The organism is bacterium, from assembly GCA_040755755.1.
In the GTDB taxonomy this organism is placed as follows: Bacteria; SZUA-182; SZUA-182; order DTGQ01; family DTGQ01; genus DTGQ01.
This window is the reverse complement of the sequence record JBFLZW010000054.1, coordinates 1-19,531: the sequence shown is the minus strand read 5'-3', so window position 1 is coordinate 19,531 and position 19,531 is coordinate 1. Positions and strand designations below refer to the sequence as shown.

At 50.0% G+C, this 19,531-nt stretch carries 13 protein-coding genes and 1 tRNA gene; 8 read left to right on the top strand and 6 right to left on the bottom strand.

Annotated elements, in window-relative coordinates; translation table 11 throughout:
* The first annotated feature begins 16 nt into the window (after positions 1-16).
* Positions 17-1,690, top strand: a complete 1,674-nt coding sequence (locus AB1611_15935) for a capsule assembly Wzi family protein (protein ID MEW6381080.1) — start codon at positions 17-19, stop codon at positions 1,688-1,690.
* A gap of 160 nt (positions 1,691-1,850) precedes the next feature.
* A tRNA-Phe gene (locus AB1611_15930) sits at positions 1,851-1,923 on the top strand.
* Positions 1,924-1,942: 19 nt separating this feature from the next.
* Here AB1611_15930 and AB1611_15925 read toward each other — a convergent pair.
* Positions 1,943-2,563, bottom strand: a complete 621-nt coding sequence (locus AB1611_15925) for a hypothetical protein (protein MEW6381079.1) — start codon at positions 2,561-2,563, stop codon at positions 1,943-1,945.
* A 1,411-nt stretch (positions 2,564-3,974) separates the two neighbouring features.
* Here AB1611_15925 and AB1611_15920 point away from each other — a divergent pair.
* Positions 3,975-6,932: a hypothetical protein gene (locus AB1611_15920; protein ID MEW6381078.1), complete on the top strand. Its 2,958-nt coding sequence runs from the start codon at positions 3,975-3,977 to the stop codon at positions 6,930-6,932.
* 41 nt (positions 6,933-6,973) lie between these two features.
* On the opposite strand, the gene AB1611_15915 is transcribed toward AB1611_15920, so the two are convergent.
* From AB1611_15915 to AB1611_15905, 3 genes are all read right to left on the bottom strand, one after another.
* Complete coding sequence (locus AB1611_15915; protein MEW6381077.1) at positions 6,974-7,174, bottom strand: hypothetical protein; 201 nt, start codon at positions 7,172-7,174, stop codon at positions 6,974-6,976.
* Between the two features lie 439 nt (positions 7,175-7,613).
* Positions 7,614-9,869: an NADPH-dependent glutamate synthase gene (gltA, locus tag AB1611_15910; protein ID MEW6381076.1), complete on the bottom strand. Its 2,256-nt coding sequence runs from the start codon at positions 9,867-9,869 to the stop codon at positions 7,614-7,616.
* Positions 9,870-9,999: 130 nt separating this feature from the next.
* The gene (locus tag AB1611_15905; protein MEW6381075.1) at positions 10,000-11,913 is read right to left on the bottom strand and encodes a peptidylprolyl isomerase; all 1,914 of its coding nucleotides are present in this window, start codon (positions 11,911-11,913) and stop codon (positions 10,000-10,002) included.
* A 406-nt stretch (positions 11,914-12,319) separates the two neighbouring features.
* Between AB1611_15905 and AB1611_15900 the strand changes: the two genes are divergently transcribed.
* The 5 genes from AB1611_15900 (at position 12,320) to rodA (ending at position 17,949) form a co-directional block, all read left to right on the top strand.
* A complete protein-coding gene (locus AB1611_15900) occupies positions 12,320-13,342 on the top strand; it encodes a rod shape-determining protein (GenBank protein MEW6381074.1) in 1,023 nt (340 codons plus the stop codon).
* 107 nt (positions 13,343-13,449) lie between these two features.
* Positions 13,450-14,274: a rod shape-determining protein MreC gene (gene mreC, locus AB1611_15895; GenBank protein MEW6381073.1), complete on the top strand. Its 825-nt coding sequence runs from the start codon at positions 13,450-13,452 to the stop codon at positions 14,272-14,274.
* A gap of 82 nt (positions 14,275-14,356) precedes the next feature.
* On the top strand, positions 14,357-14,875 hold the full coding sequence (gene mreD / locus AB1611_15890) for a rod shape-determining protein MreD (protein ID MEW6381072.1): 519 nt from the start codon (positions 14,357-14,359) through the stop codon (positions 14,873-14,875).
* Positions 14,853-16,859, top strand: a complete 2,007-nt coding sequence (mrdA, locus tag AB1611_15885) for a penicillin-binding protein 2 (protein ID MEW6381071.1) — start codon at positions 14,853-14,855, stop codon at positions 16,857-16,859. The genes mreD and mrdA overlap by 23 nt, the downstream gene beginning before the upstream one ends.
* Positions 16,852-17,949 carry a rod shape-determining protein RodA gene (rodA, locus tag AB1611_15880; protein MEW6381070.1) on the top strand — a complete coding sequence of 366 codons (1,098 nt, stop codon included), beginning with the start codon at positions 16,852-16,854 and terminating at the stop codon, positions 17,947-17,949. Before mrdA ends, rodA begins: the two co-directional genes overlap by 8 nt.
* A gap of 146 nt (positions 17,950-18,095) precedes the next feature.
* Here the strand turns inward: rodA and AB1611_15875 are convergent, their stop codons facing one another.
* Positions 18,096-18,803, bottom strand: a complete 708-nt coding sequence (locus AB1611_15875; protein MEW6381069.1) for an IS1595 family transposase — start codon at positions 18,801-18,803, stop codon at positions 18,096-18,098.
* A 57-nt stretch (positions 18,804-18,860) separates the two neighbouring features.
* A complete protein-coding gene (locus tag AB1611_15870; GenBank protein MEW6381068.1) occupies positions 18,861-19,283 on the bottom strand; it encodes a hypothetical protein in 423 nt (140 codons plus the stop codon).
* Between the last annotated feature and the right edge of the window lie 248 nt (positions 19,284-19,531).

Below are 19,531 nucleotides of genomic sequence, written 5' to 3'. Positions count from 1 at the left end.
ATTCTCAAGGAGAGTCATGAAAAGGAAAGTCCTGGCAAGGATCCGGCTGGTGCCGGTATTTTTTATCCTGCTGTCCGCTGCCCTTTCGGGCCCCCTCTCAGCCCAGACCAATGTTCCCCTCGGTTCTGGGACCTTTGCAGATCTTGAATGGCTGGCCGCACTTGGTTATCTGCCTTCTTTCTCAGCCGGGATCAGACCGATATCCCGTGATGAGGCAGCCATTCTCGTTCTGGAGGGAGAGAAAAATGCCAGGATGCACGGCCTCATACCAGGACCACTCGTCATTTCGACTCTGGCCGGCCTCAGACATGCCTTCCGGCAGGAGATTGCCTTCCACGAGGGTCTCTCTCCGGGGCAAAGTTTCCTGAAGCCGATCGAAAGCATCAGGATTACCTGTCGCCATCAGGATATTTTTACAGCAGCAGAAAACGATTACGGGCGGGATCGGGGCAGCAGCTTCGATATGCAGGGACCGGGCAGCGGAGGGAGGCAGGTGCTGCTCGACTGGGAATTCCGGGGGCAGATCTGGAACCGTCTGGGATTTTTTGTGCAGCCTTTCTGGTCGATCGGGCATCATAGCGACCATGACGATGATCAGGGTGAGAGCGGCATTCAGAGCCATCATGTCTGCTCCAGCAGGTTTGAATTCACCCGGGGTTATATGCAGTCCACGGTGAGTCATTTCCGTATAACCATCGGCAAGGAGTCACTCTGGTGGGGCCAGGGGACACACGGGACTCTCCAATTGACCAATAATGCCAGGCCCTTCAAACTCATTTGCCTGAGCAGCAGAGCACCCTTCGTGCTTCCCTCGATTTTGCAGCCTCTTGGGCTGGCACGGTTTTCCTTTTTCTATGCCGAACTGGAAAAAGACCGGCCATATGATGAAGATAATAACTCTGCCCAGGATGAAGAGAAGCTCTCCCATCCGGATATCCACAAACCGAAATTCTCCGGCCTGGCCATATCTTTGAAGATTAACCCCCGCTTTGAATGCGGCCTCATCCGCACCTTCCTTTTTCGGCGTGGGAATGATTTTCCTGATGCTCTTCTGGCCAGACACGAAAATCGCGCCGGCGGACCAGGCAATCAGCAGATGGGAGTCAACTGGAGGATTACCCTTCCCCTGGATTTTCAAGCCCTGACCCTCTACGGTGAGCATGCAGGCGAGGATGAAGCGCACCTTTGCCCCTCAAACTGGGCACACCTTGCCGGGATATTCCTGCCCAGCCTGGGACCCCTCCGGCAGCTTCGCTTTCGCGCCGAATATGCCAGCACGCATGCAGGCAGCAACCCCGCAGCCTGGTATACCCATGCTGCCAGCCGTGAAGGGCTGGCCTATTCATCTCACGACAGAATCATGGGACACCATATGGGCACCGATGCCGACGACACCTCCCTGTCCCTTGAGTGGGAGCCGCTGGCTGGGCTCCGGATCCGGCCCGCGATCGACTATGAACGCGGATGGTCAAGGGGAGAGGTAATAAAAAAACAACGTCAATTCCTCATGGGTCTGGAATATGCATGGTCTTCATCCTGGCTGATAGCGGTAAATTTTTGCCGGGAATTCTGGATATTGCAAGAATCTGCCCAATTTCAAGAACTGGTGAGGGAAGAGATACACGGCTTGCGGCTGGCCGATGGGGACAGCAACACTACTATCTCCCTATCGCTGCAGCTCATGTTCTAAGAGGTGGAAGAAGCACGAGAAAGGTAAAAATTTCCCAGGGATGTTTCAATTTTGTTGACAGCCTGCGGCCTCCATGATATATTGCTTAAACTTAGATGTCATTGACGCTGCAAGCGTTGAGCATTACAATACCGAATATCAATGATCCTCGAATAAAAATGCCGGGGTAGCTCAGTCGGTAGAGCAAGGGACTGAAAATCCCTGTGTCGACGGTTCGATTCCGCCCCCCGGCATTTTTTTATTTCACGCTCCTCACCCCCTCTCTCTCTCGAAATTCCGAGTTATTTTAATCTCATTAATAATCCTGAAACCATTGGGTGCCCGCAACCTGATGACGTGCTCAACTTTATCTTTCTGATCCCGGTCTTCCGCCTCCCCCTCAATGGTAATGGTTTCCTTATCTCTGTTGATTGTAACCTGAAAGGGTTTATCATCGACTTCGATACTCCATCGCAGCAAATCAGGATGCCCGTCCAGACTTCTAATATATGATTGAGGATGGTCAACCTCATTTGCTTTTCCACGGTCAGACTCAGACACAGTACTTTCACGGCGGTTATTCTCTTGCAAAGAGGCGTAACTTGTAACGGCAGTTCCCAAGGTGAAAGATACGAAAAAGATAAGCAGCGGGTACCAAAAAGCTTTTTTTACTCTCATAGGCAAATCTCCTTTCTTTTTGTTTTTAGGAATGAGTTGTTGCTTTGCTTTCCTTCTTACCATGCTCTTACTTGACTGTTCCATGTCGTTCTCTACGGTTCCATACCTTAAATAGTTCCTGAGACTGGTCCCTGGAGCAGGGATTTTTTCCTGCTCCTGATGCTCATCAGTGAATCTGCCTCTAGTAATTGCATACTGCATGCCAACTTTGAGCAATGCCTTTTGTCCGGATATTAATACAACTTTCTGGATTGCCCGACCCCACGACCCCAGGTTATACCGCGTGGCAGGAACAAAAATTATTGGTGGGCACCGTTGCACAGGAGTTTCCGGCAACGGTGAATCTGGTTAGAATGGTGCCAAAAGCGACAAAAGTGGAGGAAGAAGGATAGCGAGATTCGACAATTTTGTTGGATTCGCATACACATATTCGATGTGTGAGTACCTATTATCATTGATGAGGGACAGGTCATAACGGGGAACACCCTCCATAAAGGGCTACGCTGTCAGCTTCTCCCTCGCCCACTTCGGGGAAGAGAGATCGAGCGAGGGGCTGGCAGGGAGTATTCAGTTCATGACCTTGTCTCCAGAGAGTGAAATGCATCTGACGACAACACCTGTCTGCACTGCCGAGGGTAGCCTGCAGCACGAAGAGATGTCAGCAATGACCGCTGCTTCCAGGCGGGATTGAAGAATGATGAGTTGATAAGTTGAAATTTGATTAGTTCATACTATTTATGTGTTGAATTTTATTCCACATTATATTACAATACACCGGTATTTACCAAGTAAAGAGTTGACTTATGGAAAACAAATTTGTGAAATCAAATTCATAACCATGTGACTTTTTTATCCGACCATCTCTCTGAGCGTTTGTTTCTCTGAGATTATCCTATTGAAAATGTTGAATAATTATTTTATAAAGTCAAAGGCTAAAGCTGGCATGATTCATGCTTATTAATATATATTGACTTTATATCCATATTATGAATTAAATAAGATCTTAATAAAATCGGTGATTTTTGTCGGATAAAAATGAATAAGAGCGCCTGCTTAACATCTTTGATTTCCCACCTTACGACAGGCCATCAGAACTGTAGTAATTTATCACACGGTGAGTAGCGCTCATGGTGCCCAACGCCATTGTGCTGACTCATTACTCAAGGTCTTAAAAGACCTTCTGATTTTCAGCCGAAGAACATGGTATATACTTTATTTTTAATCCTGGAAACCGTTCGCCTGGAATTTTATCCTTTTCCACTGTGTCTATCTCCGCCATCCGGTCATTGATTATGACCGACGAATGAGAAGCGGTAACCTCAGACGGAAACAAACCCTCCTGAGAAAGGTAAAGGCACTCCGCAGTCTTCATTATCAGTGTTCCTTTTCGCTGTGAGATTAAGAGAATCGAGGGTAAATTTCCTGGGAAAACAATTGATCCTAAAATTTGGACAGTAAAGTAAGTTGTACAGGAGGTTAGGTTAGAATGAAGTCGCTAAAGTCAATAATTGGAGTTGTATTGTTTTTTGCTCTGTTTTTAGGTTTTCAAAGCTATGCAATAGCCCAGAGTATAATAATTAATCCTGCAAGTGTGACTACAACAGAGGCAGGGGGGACAGGTACTTTCTTGGTACACTTAGAGACCGCGCCCACGGCTGATGTTACGGTAACTCTCAGCGGTGTCGATGCAACAGAAGGTTCATTATCGACTGCCAGTCTTACCTTTACTACGGATAATTGGGACCAGAACCAGGAGATAACCGTAACCGGAGTTAATGATGACGTTGCTGATGGTGATATAACCTACACAATTACTGCTACGGCAGCCGGTGGAGGCTATGATGGCATAATTGCCACGATGTCAGTAACCAATACGAATGACGATGCAGGTTTAATAGTAAATCCAACTAGTGTGACCACAACAGAGGCAGGAGGCACGGCTGATTTCACGGTACGCTTGGCTACTGCGCCAACGGACAATGTCACTGTTACGTTCGTTAATGTTGATGCAACAGAGGGATCATTATCATCTGCCAGCCTTACCTTTACCACCGGTAACTGGAACCAGACTCAGACTGTAACCATAACCGGATTGAATGATGATATTGCTGATGGCAGTCAACCTTACACGATCACGGCACAGGCATCCGGAGGTGGCTACAATGGTGTTACTACGGCTGTGTCAGTAGCCAATACCGATGATGAAACACCCGGTATAACGATAAATCCACCCAGTGTGACCACAACGGAAGCAGGAGGCGCGGCCACTTTCACCGTACGGTTATCTACCGAGCCAGCAGAGGATATTACCGTTACTTTTAGCGGGGTCGACACGACAGAGGGGTCATTATCTGATGCCAGCCTTACCTTCACTCCTGCCGACTGGAGCACTCCTCAGACCATAACCGTAACCGGATTAGATGATACTGATGATGATGGTGATATAACTTACCCGGTCACGGCAACAGCGGCAGCCGCAGGAGTCTACAATGGTGTTACGGCCACGTTGTCAATAACCAATACTGATAATGAAGTACCAGCCTTAATAGTCAGTTCTACCGGTGTGACCACAACAGAAGCAGCAGGGGGAAATCACACGGCTACCTTTACCGTGCGTCTGGCCACCCAGCCTACGGATGAAGTCACGGTAGCTCTCACCGGACTCGATGCGACTGAAGGGTCGTTATCGACCGCCAGCCTTACCTTCACTCCTGCCACCTGGAGCCAGACTCAGGATGTAACTATTACCGGAGTCGATGAATCTGTTGATGATGATGATCAAACTTACACGATTACAGCGACAGCAGCCGGTGGCGACTATCAGGGTCTTACGGCTACAGTATCTGTCACCAATACCGATGATGATACGAAAGGGATAACGGTCGATCCCACCGGGGTGTCAACTACGGAGGCAACTGGCGCAAATCACACGGCTACCTTCACCATGCGTTTAGCAAGTGAGCCAACGGCTGATGTTACGGTAGCTCTCACCGGACTCGACGCGACTGAAGGGTCATTATCGACTGCCAGCCTTACCTTTACTCCTGCCAACTGGAGCCAGACGCAGGAGGTAATCATAACTGGAGTGGATGATAATGACGATGACGGCAATGCATCTTACACGATTACGGCGACAGCATCCGGCGGCGACTACACGGGGCTTACGGCCACAGTATCAGTCACCAACACCGATGATGACACGCCAGCCATAACGGTCAATCCCACCAGTGTTACTACAAGTGAAGCAGCGGGCGAGGATAACACGGATACTTTCACCGTGCGCTTAACTACCGTGCCAACGGCTGAGGTTACCGTGAATTTCAGCGGTGTCGATGCAACCGAGGGATCATTATCGGCTACCAGCCTTACCTTCACTCCTGCCAACTGGGATCAGGCTCAGACCGTAACTGTAACTGGAGCCGATGATAGTGTTACTGATGGTGCTGTAGCTTACACGATTACGGCAACAGCGGCCGGAGGAGACTACGAGGGGCTTACGGCCACAGTATCAGTGACCAATAACGACAATGAAACCCCAGCCATAACGATCAATCCCACCAATGTAACCACAACAGAGGCAGCGGGTGCAGGGAACACGGCTACCTTTACAGTGCAATTGGCTGCCGAACCGACGGCTGATGTTACAGTGGCTTTCACCGGTGTCGATGCGACAGAGGGGTCATTATCGGCTACCAGCCTTACCTTCACTCCTGCCAACTGGGATCAGGCCCAGACCGTAACTGTAACTGGAGCCGATGATAGCATTATTGATGGTGCAATAACCTATACGGTTACCGCAACAGCATCAGGAGGGGGCTACGATACTGTCACGTCTACGGTATCAATCACCAACACTGACAATGACACGCCGGGCATAACAGTCAGCCCCACCAGCGGACCAACAACCTCAGAGGCAGGGGCCGAGGCTACATTTAACGTTGTTCTCAATACTCAGCCGACTGAGGATGTTACTATTGCGCTGACCAGTTCCGATACCACAGAAGGGATCATATCTGCTGCTACCCTTACCTTTACTCCTGATAACTGGAATATTCCACAAGCAGTGACCATAACCGGAGTCGATGATGGTATTATTGATGGCCCCATTACTTATACGATAATCACCGCGGCAGCACAGTCCAATGATACAGCCTACAACGGCATCAATCCTGCCGATGTAACGGTAATCAACAATGATAATGATTATGGTTTATTGGTGAGTGCAATAAGCGGGAACACGACCGAGGATAAGGGGAAGGCAACTTTTACCGTTTCCTTGAGCACACAGCCAACGACTACGGTAACGGTAAGAATTACCAGCTCCGATACCACAGAAGGCACCGTATCGCCTGACAGCATTGACTTTTCTGGAGTTGACTGGAACACTCCCAAGACCGTTACCGTAACCGGTGTCAATGATGACCGGGATGATGGCAACATAGCTTATAAGATTACCTTAGCAGTAACATCGCAAGATGTAAACTACAGCGGGCTTGCTGAAAAAGAGATTGCGTTAATCAATGTCGATAATGACAGCGATAACGGAGGCTGCTTCATTAATACCTTAATGCGGCACTTCAGGTAATTCAGCAATCCCGTCTGGACGAGGAGCTTTTACTCGCTATACTAATAACCCGCAAGGGGATGGATCATCAAGGTCCATCCCCTTATTTTTCTACCGCTTTCGATATTCTCCGAATCATGAGAATATCCCCTCATTCGCTTGTCAAGATAATACCCAGACTTCCGATATTGGGCAGCATATCTAAGGATTTCAAGCTCTGCTGTTTCATCAACCTTACTTAAGATGTCATCTACACTTGCCATAACTGTCGTTGGGGTCCCCAGAACGCACTGAAGAAGTATGGCTATTGGCCTGTACAAGCACAGGTAAATTAATGAGTTAACCCCACTCTCCGTAGGCTGCAATCCAGCCTGTAAACCGGCAGGTTGACGGGAAGGGAAGAGTTTGCCCTTGGTCCCCCAATATTTTCACGGTAAAAATACTCTTTATTATCTTGACAATGTTACATTACAAATTGACCTTTTAAGATGGTGAATTTTTCCTTGAAGATACCTTTGATTTCAGCTATCCCTCAGTCGGAGAGGTTCCTCTACGGGTATGCTCTCACGATTAGTATTTCCCACAATCATGGGGATAAATACAATTATTACCAAGGCAATTCAGTATCATCAAGGCGGCTTTTCTAACTTAACATTGTCAAGATAAATGAACCTGCCTTTGCTGACATGCTGCCATGCTTCCTCATCTGCCCTGTAAATACCTGTCGATAGCCTGGGCAGCCTTTTTCCCTGCGCCCATGGCCTTGATCACGGTGGCTGCTCCGGTCACGATGTCGCCACCGGCATAGATGCCGGGCAGGTTCGTGGCTCCGGTCTGTTCATCGGCCATGATGTTTCTTTTTTTGTTCAGGGCCAGATCAGGCATAGTTGCAGTCAGAAGAAGGTTTGGTCCCTGGCCGATAGCCACGACAACTGTCTGGACGTTCAGGATAAATTCCGAGCCGGAAACGGGGACTGGCCTTTTTCGGCCTGACTGGTCAGCCTCACCAAGCTCCATCCTGATGCACTCCATCCCTTTCACCCAGCCGCAGCCATTGGCCAGAATTCGGGTAGGAGCGGCCAGGAGCATAAATTCGATTCCCTCTTCGAGGGCATTTTCGACTTCTTCACGCCGGGCTGGCAACTCCTCCATCGATCTTCGGTAGACGATGAAGACCTTTTCCGCTCCCAGTCTGAGGGCGACCCGAGCCGAATCCATAGCCACGTTTCCCCCTCCGATTACGGCCACCTCCTGCCCGATTCTGATCGGAGTATCGTAGTCGGGGAAGAGATAGGCTTTCATCAGGTTGGCGCGGGTCAGAAACTCGTTGGCTGTGTAGACACCGTTCAGGTTCTCACCGGGGATGTTCATAAAGGATGGCAGCCCTGCTCCGGTGCCGATAAAGACCGCCTCAAATCCCTGCTGCCGTAATTCATCGACCGTAACCAGCTTGCCGACGACGTGGTTGGTCTTGATCGTTACCCCCAGTTCTTTGACATAATCGATTTCCCGCTGGACAATGCTTTTCGGAAGGCGAAATTCCGGGATGCCATAGATCAATACCCCTCCGGCCTTGTGGAGTGCCTCAAAGACCGTGACTTCATGACCCATTCTGGCCAGTTCAGAAGCGGCGGTCAGACCGGCGGGGCCGGATCCGATGATGGCTATTTTTTTGCCGGTGCGGACGACAGGCACATGAGGCTGTGGGCTGCTGTGCGCATACTCGTAATCTGCCACAAACCGTTCCAGCCTGCCGATGGCTATCGGCTGTCCTTTCTTGTTCAGGGTACAGTGGGCCTCACACTGGCTTTCCTGGGGGCAAACCCGGCCACAGACAGCCGGAAGGCTGTTTCTCTCCTTGATTTTTCTGATTGCACCAGCAAAATCCCCTTCCTTGATGAAGTGAATAAAGGCTGGAATATCGACATCCACCGGACAGCCCTCGATGCAGGGCTTCTTTTTGCATTCCAGGCAGCGGGAGGCTTCCAGCAGGGCATCTTCCCGGCTGTAGCCCAGAGCAACGGAATCGAAATTGTGGATCCGTACAGCCGGGTTTTGCATCGGCATGGGGACGCGGGTCTTGGGTCTGGGGTTTGCCGCCCGCTCCTTTTCCTTCTCTTCCTGCTCCCTGCATTTACAGGAATAGGTAAACTCCGCCCGGTTTTCTTCCCGCCGATACATGGCCTGCCGTTTCAGTAATTCGTCGAAGTCCACCTGATGGCCATCGAATTCCGGCCCCTCGACACAGGCAAACAGGGTCTTGTCGCCAACGCTGACCCGGCAGGCACCGCACATGCCGGTAGCATCGACCATGATGGAGTTCAGGCTGACCACGGTTGGAATATGGGCTTGTTTGGTCATGTTCGCTACAGCCCGCATCATCACTACCGGACCGATGGCTACCACAAGGTCGATTTTTTCTTCCCTGCTGATCAGCTCTGCCAGAAGATCGGTCACAAAACCTTTGACTCCATACGATCCGTCATCCGTAGCCACGAGGAGCCGGTCAGAGACAGCCCGCATTTCATCCTCCAGGATGAGGGTATCTTTGCTCTTGGCCCCGATAATGGAGATAACTCTGTTTCCAATCGCCTGCATGGCCCTGGCGATTGGCAAAACGGGTGCTGCGCCGACTCCGCCGCCGATACAGACTACTGTCCCGGCCTTGAAGATATGGGCAGGCTTCCCCAGAGGCCCCACCAGGTCCATGATTGTGTCGCCCTGGTTACAGGCAGCGAGTTTGCGGGTGGATGCCCCCACAATCTGGTAAATGACCGTAATCGTGCCCTGCTTCTCATTGCGATCGACTATGGTCAGGGGGATTCTCTCTCCATATTCATCCACCTTGACTACCACGAAGTTTCCGGGACGGGCCGCTCTGGCCAGTTGTGGATGCTCAAGCTCCAGCAAAACGATCGAGGGAGTCAGTATCCTCTTGCTCGTGATTCTATAGCTCATTCGTTTCTCCTTCCGGCGGGTAATACAAAAAACCCCTCTGGTCAATGGCTCTGATTGACCAGAGGGGCGGGGAAACAATCTTGTGTGTTGTGCTTTTCTCTACGTAATTCTTATCGGCAGAAAGAATGTATCATACCTGATTATAATCAATAACAATATTATTCTCTTTTTTCAACCGCTCAAGCCAGGTCTGGAACATTTGGTGCTCTTTGGCCCGCAGCGCCTGCTCGCGAAGTGTTTTTTCTTCCTCAGCGAATTTGTTGAGGTCAACTCCGACCCGTTTCTTCAGGACCGCTACACAGACTCCCTTTTTAGTTTGCAGTACGGGAGTTGGTTCTCCCTCTTTCAGACTGAACAGGGCATTGGCAAGATCCTGATCCTGTCCTAATCCCTTGATGTATCCATTGTGAGATACCTCGCCGCTATCGACAACAGGTACCTGATAACCCTGGGACAGGGAGGCAAGGTCAGTTTTTGTGGCCAGCAGCTTGGTGCGCAGTTCTTCAGCCGCTTCCTTGGCTCTGGCTTCGGCTTTTTCTTTCTGGAGTGCCTGGCTCACCTTATCCATGACCTTGTTCAATTCGGGGACCCTCGCCGGGGTCTCTTCGACCAGCCGGAGGATATAATATCCTGCGTTCGCTCGAACCGGCATGCTGATATCTTCCTTTTTCAGGGCAAAAGCACTTTTTACTATATCTTCGGAGTGCCCGATACCCGGTACTATTTTCGCATCCTCGCTAAATTCGGTATCAGCGATCGCATATCCCGCTTTGACGGCTACATCTTCCAATTTACCAGCCTTATAGAAGTTGCGGACGAGATTATAGGCTTCACTTTCAGCCGCTTCCCAGGCTTTTTCATCAAGCAACTGGTTAGTGATCTGCCCTCTGACTTCCTCGACCGACTTGGTGCGCGCTTCCTGCACGTCTTCTACCTTGATTATGTGGTAGCCAAAGGGAGATTCCACAACCTCGCTTACTGCTCCTTTTTCCAGGGCAAAGGCCGCTTTTTCAAAGGTGGGAGTCATGCGGCCCTGGCCAAAGAACCCAAGGTCTCCACCCTGTTGTGCACTGCCCGGATCCTGGGAAAATTCCGTAGCCAGTTTGGCGAAGTCTTCTCCAGCCCTGATTCTCTGCAACAGGGCATCGGCCTGCTTTTTAGCTTCCTCTTTTTTGGCCGCGTCAGCGGTGGGATCGGTCTTTATCAGAATGTGCCGGGCCCGGACCTGTTTGGGCAGTTGGTATTGGGTTTCGTGGCTTTCATAATACCTTTTGATCGATTCCTCGTCAATGGTTAACGAATTCTTCAGCTTCTGACAATCAACATAAATGTAGCGGATTTTCCGCTGCGGGGGAAGCTCGAACTTCTGCTTGTTTTTTTCGAAATAGCTGATGATCTCATCAGTGGAAACCGTAATCTGAGGGATAAATGCGGCTGGAGTGAAGAGGACATAATCAGCCTGTACTTTTTCATTCTGCTGGGTATAGGCATCCAGAAGCTCCGCCCGCGATACCTTGATACCGCCTCTGACTCTCTCCCTCAGGCGGTCGATCAGCAGGCTTTTTTTCATTTGAGCCTCGAAGGAGGCAGCATCCATGTGCATTCCGTATTCCAGAACCTGCGCGTAGACCCGTGGGTCAAAATGCCCGTTCTGCTGAAATATCGGCATGCTTTGAATCTTGTCCAGAACATCTTTCTCGTGAACCGTGATTCCCTGCTTGATGGCCTCATGCGTCAAGAGCCGGCGGTTGACCACATTGTCCAGGGCAGCTTTTTTGAGCTGCATCCGCTCAGCCATTTCCGGTGACCAGTGATCTTTGAACTGGTTTTGATAATATTCATAGAGCTGGCGGTATTCGGTGACGTACTCAAGATGGGTGACATCTTCGCCGAAAATAGTCGTAATGACCCTTCCCTTATCTTTGGCCTTATCACTGCCTACCCCCCAGACAAGGAAGATGGTCCCGATGAAAGCCAGCACTATGAGCATAATGATTGCTTTTACCATAAAGGATTTTACATTCTTTCGCATGAGACTAAGCATTTAATTTTTTCTCCTTCCAGATCATGAGCCTTGAGAGGTCATCTAAGTTCTTCCAAAAATTAAATAAATTAATTATATCTCATGTCCTGCATATTTTCAAGGGGCATTCTTTTCTCTTGCTTCGGTGAAATGTTTTTGTTAGAATGAGAAAAATTTTTTGATAGCTCAAAACAATAACTTAGTAACTGTTTTTAAATCGGGAACTTTTATATACTGAAACAAACATTCCTTTTATCAGCAGGGGGGCGTCTAAAATTAGCTTTCATGTCCATGTATATCACACCTGATGTTATCCGGAGTAGTTCTCTAATCAATGGGGTTAATCGCTTAAGCGACTGTAGGAGAGAATATGAAATGTTTCAGCCATTCGTAGTAAGAGGAGTCCTATAAAGAGGAGCTAGAGATTATGATATTTGACTCGCTGTTTGGGCTGTTTTCGAATGATCTGGCGGTTGATCTTGGTACGGCAAACACCTGTGTGTATGTAAAGGGCAAAGGTGTGGTTTTAAGCGAACCCTCGGTCGTGGCTATTCAAAAGAACACCAAGAATGTCATCGCTGTCGGCAAGGAAGCCAAAAGGATGCTGGGCCGGACACCAGGAGGGATCGAAGCCATTCGCCCCATGAAAGACGGAGTTATCGCCAGTTTCGAAATGGCCGAGGCCATGCTGCGCTACTTCATTCGGAAAGTGCATAATCGGAAAACGCTCGTCCGTCCACGAGTGATCATTTGTGTTCCATCGGGCATCACCCAGGTGGAAAAGCGGGCTGTCCGGGACTCCGCTCTCCAGGCTGGCGCCAGGGAAATTTATATTATCGAGGAGCCCATGGCTGCGGCCATTGGTGCAGGTCTGCCGATTCAGGAGCCATCGGGCAATATGGTGGTCGACATCGGAGGGGGGACTACCGAGGTTGCGGTGATCTCGCTTTCCGGCATTGTTTACACGGGATCGGTGCGGGTCGGCGGGGATGAGATGGATGAGTGTATTGCTCAGCATATTAAAAGACGATATAATCTTATGATAGGTGAAAGCACGGCCGAGCAGATAAAAATTGCCATCGGTTCCGCTTATCCCCTGCCGGAGCCCAAGACTACGGAGGTCAAGGGCCGTGATCTGGTGGTGGGGGTTCCCAAGACGCTGGTTATCAATGATGATGAAATCCGCAGTTGTCTGGCTGAGCCGATTTCAGCGATCGTGGATATTGTTAAAATGGCCCTGGAGCGCACACCTCCGGAATTGGCGGCTGATATCGTTGATCGGGGAATCGTTCTGGCTGGCGGAGGATCCCTGTTGACCGGGCTTGATTGCCTGCTGCGGGAAGAAACAAAATTACCGATAATTTATTCAGAAGATCCCCTCTCCTGTGTGGTACTGGGGGCTGGAAAAATCCTTGACGAATTCGATCTGCTGAAGAAGATTTCCCTATAATGCTCGTAAACTGAAAAAGTCCATAATCGTCTTGAAGAGACTGCATCATCATCTTGAAAATTGATCCGGCGCTTAAAGGGTCCGGGAAAGAAGAGAATCTTTGGGTCATGGATTTAAATCTGGATAAGCATCGTTCCTTTTCTCTCCTGATTTTTTTCCTCTTGATTTCATTTTTCCTAATCACCTTTCAGGGCTTTCAGGGCAAGAGAGCCAATTCTCTGCTCCGGTCAACCATCACCCTGTTTTCCTCAATCCATAAAGTATCCGTGTCCATGGTCCGGGGGGTAAAATATATCTGGTATGACTATATTGCCCTGATAGGCGTCCGGCAGGAAAACAAGGAGCTCAGGCAGCAGATCGAGTTCCTGAAAAGTTTGAATAATCAATATATCGAAGCCGTACAGGCCAATCAGCGCCTGCGGCGGCTCCTCGATTTTCGCAAAGAAATCGAGGAGCCTACCTTCTCCGCCCAGATTATCGGTAAGGACTCCACCAACTGGTGCAAAAGCGTTTTGCTGGATAAGGGCAGTATGGATGGAGTGGCGGTAAACATGCCGGTTGTCACCTATGGCGGAATCGTCGGCAAGGTTCAGGAAGTTACCAACCATACCGCGAAAGTATTACTGATTAACGATATCCATAGCAGCGTGGCGGTTCTGATTCAAAGAAACCGCGCCGAAGGGATCGCTGCCGGCAGTGGCAAGGACTACTGCATCCTCAAATATGTCGGCAAGGATCTGGATATCAGGCGGGGAGACCGGGTCATTACTTCCGGCATCGGAGGTGTTTTCCCGAAAGGAGTGGTGGTCGGCGTAGTCAGCAAGGTTCAAAAAAATAATTATGACCTCTTCCAGTATGTTGAGGTGATTCCGGAGGCAAAGATTTCAAGACTCGAAGAGGTCTTGATTATCAAGAGGACCCCTAAATTCTAGCTCCCTGAATGCTCACCCCGCCGTTTCGAGGGGGAGAGCGGCCCTTTCCTGAATTATAAGGCGGTCTCAGAGATTTGAAAGTATGACACTGAAAAATTTCCTGTTTTTCTTCGTCCTTATCCTGGCTTCGGTATTTTTCCAGAGTACCGCCCTCAATATTCTGGTCATTTCCGGCATCAAACCAGACCTGGTCCTGATTGTTGTCTGTTACATCAGCCTGCGATGGGAGGAGGAAGTGGGCACCTGCCTGGGTTTTTTACTGGGATTCCTGCAGGATGTTCTTTCCGCCGGTATCCTGGGAAGCAACGCTCTGACGAAGACCCTGTTCGGATATCTCTGCAAAAAAGCGGAAAGAAGGCTGAATACCAAGAACCCGGTGGTTCAGATGCTGATGGTCTTTTTTTTCTCCCTGCTAGAGGGTATCTTTTTTCTTGTGGTCCTGCAGGTCTTTCATCTGAGCCGGGGTATCCATGAGACTATTCTGGAGCTGGTTCTCCCGGAGGCTGTTTATAATATGATCCTTGCCCCGATCCTTTTCTGGACGATAAACCTGCTTCATAAAAGGTGGATTTTCGAGGATGACCGAATTAACCCAGGATAAGAACGAGCACCTTTTCCGGAGAGTCATACTGGTGACAGGATTCATTCTGGTAGCCTTTTTCACCATTACCATCCGTATCCTGTTTATGCAGATCATCCAGGGAGAGAAGTACCTGGCGCTTTCCCAGAATAACCGGATCCGTCTGGTCAGAATCACTGCTCCCCGCGGCATTATCTATGACCGGAACCGGCGGATCTTAAGTGCAACCCGGCCATCCTATCAGGCCACGATCACTCTGGAAGATACCGGGGACCTGGATAAGGAAATCGATTCCCTGAGCCGGATACTGAATATGCCTGTGGCCAAACTGCGGGAAAAAATTCAGGCCGCTCCCCGGTGGGGGCCATATAAGGAGATCATCCTGAAAAAAGATCTTACCTTTTTCGAACTGGCCGCCATAGAGGAATACAAGCTCAACCTTCCCGGAGTAAACGTGACTGTTGGTACGGTCCGAAGTTACCCGGAAAATGAGCTGGCCGCCCACGTACTTGGCTATGTAGGTGAGATATCCGAACGCCAGTTGCATCAGGAGATCTATAAAGATATCCATGCAGGGGATCAAATCGGCCAGTTCGGTTTGGAGAAAGTCTGTAACCGCTTCCTTATCGGGCAGGATGGGGGAAAACAGATCGAAGTGGATGCCTGGGGAAGAGAGATGCAGGTTCTCGGATACGAGGCCCCGAAGGCGGGAGATAACCTGGTGCTGACCATTGATCTTGAGCTGCAAAAGCTGGCCGAGGAGCTTCTGGCGGATAAAGCCGGAGCAATCGTAGCCCTGGACACGCGAACGGGTGAGGTCCTGGTCATGGCCAGTCGCCCCTCGTTCAATCCCAACTCCTTTGCCTCCGGCATCAGCCAGAAGGAGTGGTCCGACCTCATTCATAACCCTTTGTATCCCTTGCAGAACAGGGCCATTCAAAGCCAATATCCACCCGGCTCCGTTTTCAAGGTTATCGTATCCCTTGCCGGTCTGGAAACAGGGGCGCTGAATGAATCATCGGCCTTCTATTGCGGCGGAAGTGTAAGCATCGGGCGGTGGAACTGGAAGTGCTGGAAAAAAGAAGGGCATGGCCGGATTTCCCTGCACCAGGCAATAGTCCGATCGTGCAATGTCTTTTTTTACCAGGCAGGAGCCAAGATCGGTGCGGAAAATATTGCCCACTATGCCCAGCTCTTCGGCCTTGGGCAGACGAGCGGCATTCTCCTTGAGAATGAAGAATCCGGGTTTATTCCCACCCCGGCCTGGAAGCTCAAAGCCCTCAAGACGAAATGGTATCCGGGGGATACCCTGTCCATGGCCATTGGCCAGGGGTTCATCTCGGTTACTCCTCTCCAGGCAGCCAATCTTATGGCTACCGTAGCCAATGGAGGGACCCTGTACTGTCCTCAACTGGTACTCTCGGTCCTCAACACCCAGGGAGAAGTTATCCAGAAAGTTCCACCGCTGGTCATACGGAAATTGAATATTTCCCAAAAATCGCTGGATGTGGTCCGGTTGGGATTGTTTGGCGTGGTTAACGAGTATGGCACCGGTGCCAGGGCCGCGCTCCCTGACATCAAGGTGGCTGGAAAGACGGGGACTGCCCAGATGATCAGTCTGCGGGATAACTCCGCAAAAGATGATGATGTGCCGGACGAGCTTAAAGATCATGCCTGGTTTTGCGGCTTTGCTCCATTCGAACAGCCTGAAATTGCCCTGGCTGTCTTCGTCGAACATGGGGGCAAGGGGGGGGCTGCCTGTGCGCCTCTGGCGAAAGAGGTCTTTCTCAAGTACTTTCAATTGAAGCAGGAACGGTCCGGAATACAACAGGAAAAGGCAGGAATTCCGGGACAGGATAAGGCAGAATCTTCAGTGCAGGAAAAAGCGGAAGCTCCGGAACAGGGAAAAGCAGGAGCTGCGAGACGGGAAAAACCAGGAGCTTCAGAACAAGAAAAAGCAGGAGCTCCGGGACAGAAGAAAGCGGGAGTTTCGGGAAATGTTTGATCGCCGGTTGCTGACTAATTTTGACTGGTCTTTGCTGACAGCGGTTTGTCTTTTGGTCACCTGCGGGATAGTCCTGATCTTCAGCGCCACCCATAGCGCTCCCAATCCTGCCTTACGGGGCCTGTACCAGCGGCAGATCTATCAGGCGATACTTGCCCTGGCCGGCCTTTTGGTAATCATCAGCATCGATTATCACCAGATCATCCGCTACGGGATATTTTTCTATATTGTGGATAACATCCTTTTAATCTATCTTCTGGCGGGAGGGGCAGGAAGCCGGGCTGGTGTCAACCGCTGGATCAGCGTTATGGGTATTTCAATCCAGCCTTCGGAGTTCAGCAAAATCATTCTGATTCTGATCCTGTCCGGCTATCTGTCCCGTCATCACAGCGAAGACATCAGACTGCGGGAGATGATCATCCTTCTTGTCCTGCTCGGCATCCCCCTCGTGCTGGTTGTCAAGCAGCCGGACCTGGGCTCTGCCCTGATGCTTTTACCGATTTTCATGATCATGCTTCTGGTCGCCGAAGTCCCCTTACGGTGGATGTTCCTGCTGGTGGGCTCCGGTCTGGGGGCCATACCGATTGTCTGGCGACATCTGAAACCTTACCAGGTCAATCGTATCCTGAGCTTCGCCAAACCGAATCTCGATCCCCTGGGAATCGGCTATCAGGTGCTGCAATCCAAAATTGCCGTGGGCTCCGGAGGCGGGCTGGGGCGGGGGTTCCTGGCCGGAACCCAGAGCCAGTTGCGGTTCATTCCCCAGCACCATACAGACTTCATTTTTTCCGTGCTGGCGGAAGAATGGGGATTTCTCGGCTGTATCGTGGTAATCGGACTCTTTTTGTTCCTCATCCTCAAAGGGATCGATTGCGCTCTCCATGCCAAGGACCAGCTCGGCACAATCATGGCCATGGGCGTTATCAGCATGTTCGCCTTCCACGTAATCACCAATGTCGGTATGGTCGTCGGCCTTATGCCGGTCACCGGAATACCACTCCCATTTTTAAGCTATGGAGGAACATCCCTGGTTACCAATATGGCAGCCGTCGGACTCCTGCTGAATATCCGCATGCGACGGTTCAGCTAGCTGGGCTTGCGTTTCACAGGAAGAAAAAGTGGCTGGCAGGGAAGAAAAAGTTTGCATAATTGTGAAAATTAACGCTCATGCCTAGATACCGTGAGGAGCCAAGAGAGTTTGGAGTAATGAATAAAGGACATCGGAGACTCGTCGTTTCATGTTGTGGAAGAATTCAAAGGAGTTGACATACAAGTACAGGTACATCTTTCTGACTCCTCGGTATGATCGGAGCCACACTGGCGGAGGAGTGACCAGATAGCTTCCATAGTGTTTTCATGTACTTCGTTGATTCCGTCGCCATCATCATCTCTGGCATATTCCCCTTGGCTGTGGCAAACAGTCTTGTGCTTAATACCTTTGTCTTCAAGCCCATTGTACCCTCCCCAATCATCTGGGTTCAGGGTAGAGCCGGGCTCTCCATGTTTTTCTATCACTTCATGGCAAGTCTCTTTATTTGCATTAGGGCAGACCTCCAAGCGAATTTCCCCACTGTCTCGCTCCACCACCCCAATCACAGGGGGCTTATCAGTTTGCGCTGTGCCTCGTCCACGCTTTTTGAGCCCTCTCTTACGGGGAGCACGATCTTTTTGTTTGATTCCCTTAGCACCGCAGATGATATATACTTCATCCGATTCGCTTATCCCTGAAAGCTTCTCTCCAGGACGATTTATCCACAACTCATCCTGCAAGAGCCGGTGCATTCTCTCTGCTGTATGGCGATTGACAGCAAGCTCTTGGGCCACTGCCAGAGCACTCTTGCCCTGCCGGAACAAATCCAAAGCTACAAGCCAATGTGAGAGAGGAAGGCGAGTGCCCTCAAAATATCGTCTCTGACAAATCGGTCCACCAGTGCTTACACTCACGGCAACGATACTGCAATTTGGGATACTCCTCCCAATCTATCCAAAATCGTGTCGATTTTACACCGTGGACAACAAACTCCTTCTGGCCAACGCATTGATCTTGCCCACGTAGCCGAAATCTACCTGCGCCTCCTGCCCCGCCGGTGTGTGAACCCGTACAAAAATATCCTCGCTCCTCTTGAGCTTTGAAATATACTTCTTCACTGCCTCATAGCTGCCGCTAAACCCTCGGGCTGATATCTCCTCGTGTACCCTTACTCCACTTAACCCCTCCTCCAGCATCTGTACTATCTTCTCTTTATAAGGGTCTATGATGCTCTGCTGCTCCTTCCTTGCCGGTTCCTCATGCCCACTTTCTATATTCTTGATTACTTTACTTACTGTCTTCCTATCATGTCCGGTTATCCGGGCAATTTCACTCTTACTCTTCCTCAATTCCCATAGTGTCTTAATGGTTGTGTACATAGCCACTCCTACCATTATTCTTCTATTCCTCCTTGATACTTTGCTAAAAAATTCAAGGAGAAATTGTACCAGATTCATCTCCCACCTGTGGAATTTTCTTTACCGCTGGCTATGGAAATTATTTTACCATTGAGGGCTGATGGACGACAATTAAAATTCCCCACCGGCGACAATTAAAATTCCCCACGGGGAGGGCAGAAAAGAGTTAAACTATCCAAGCCAATAGCTAAGAAAGGGGGGCTTGGATGGTAACGGATCAGCAG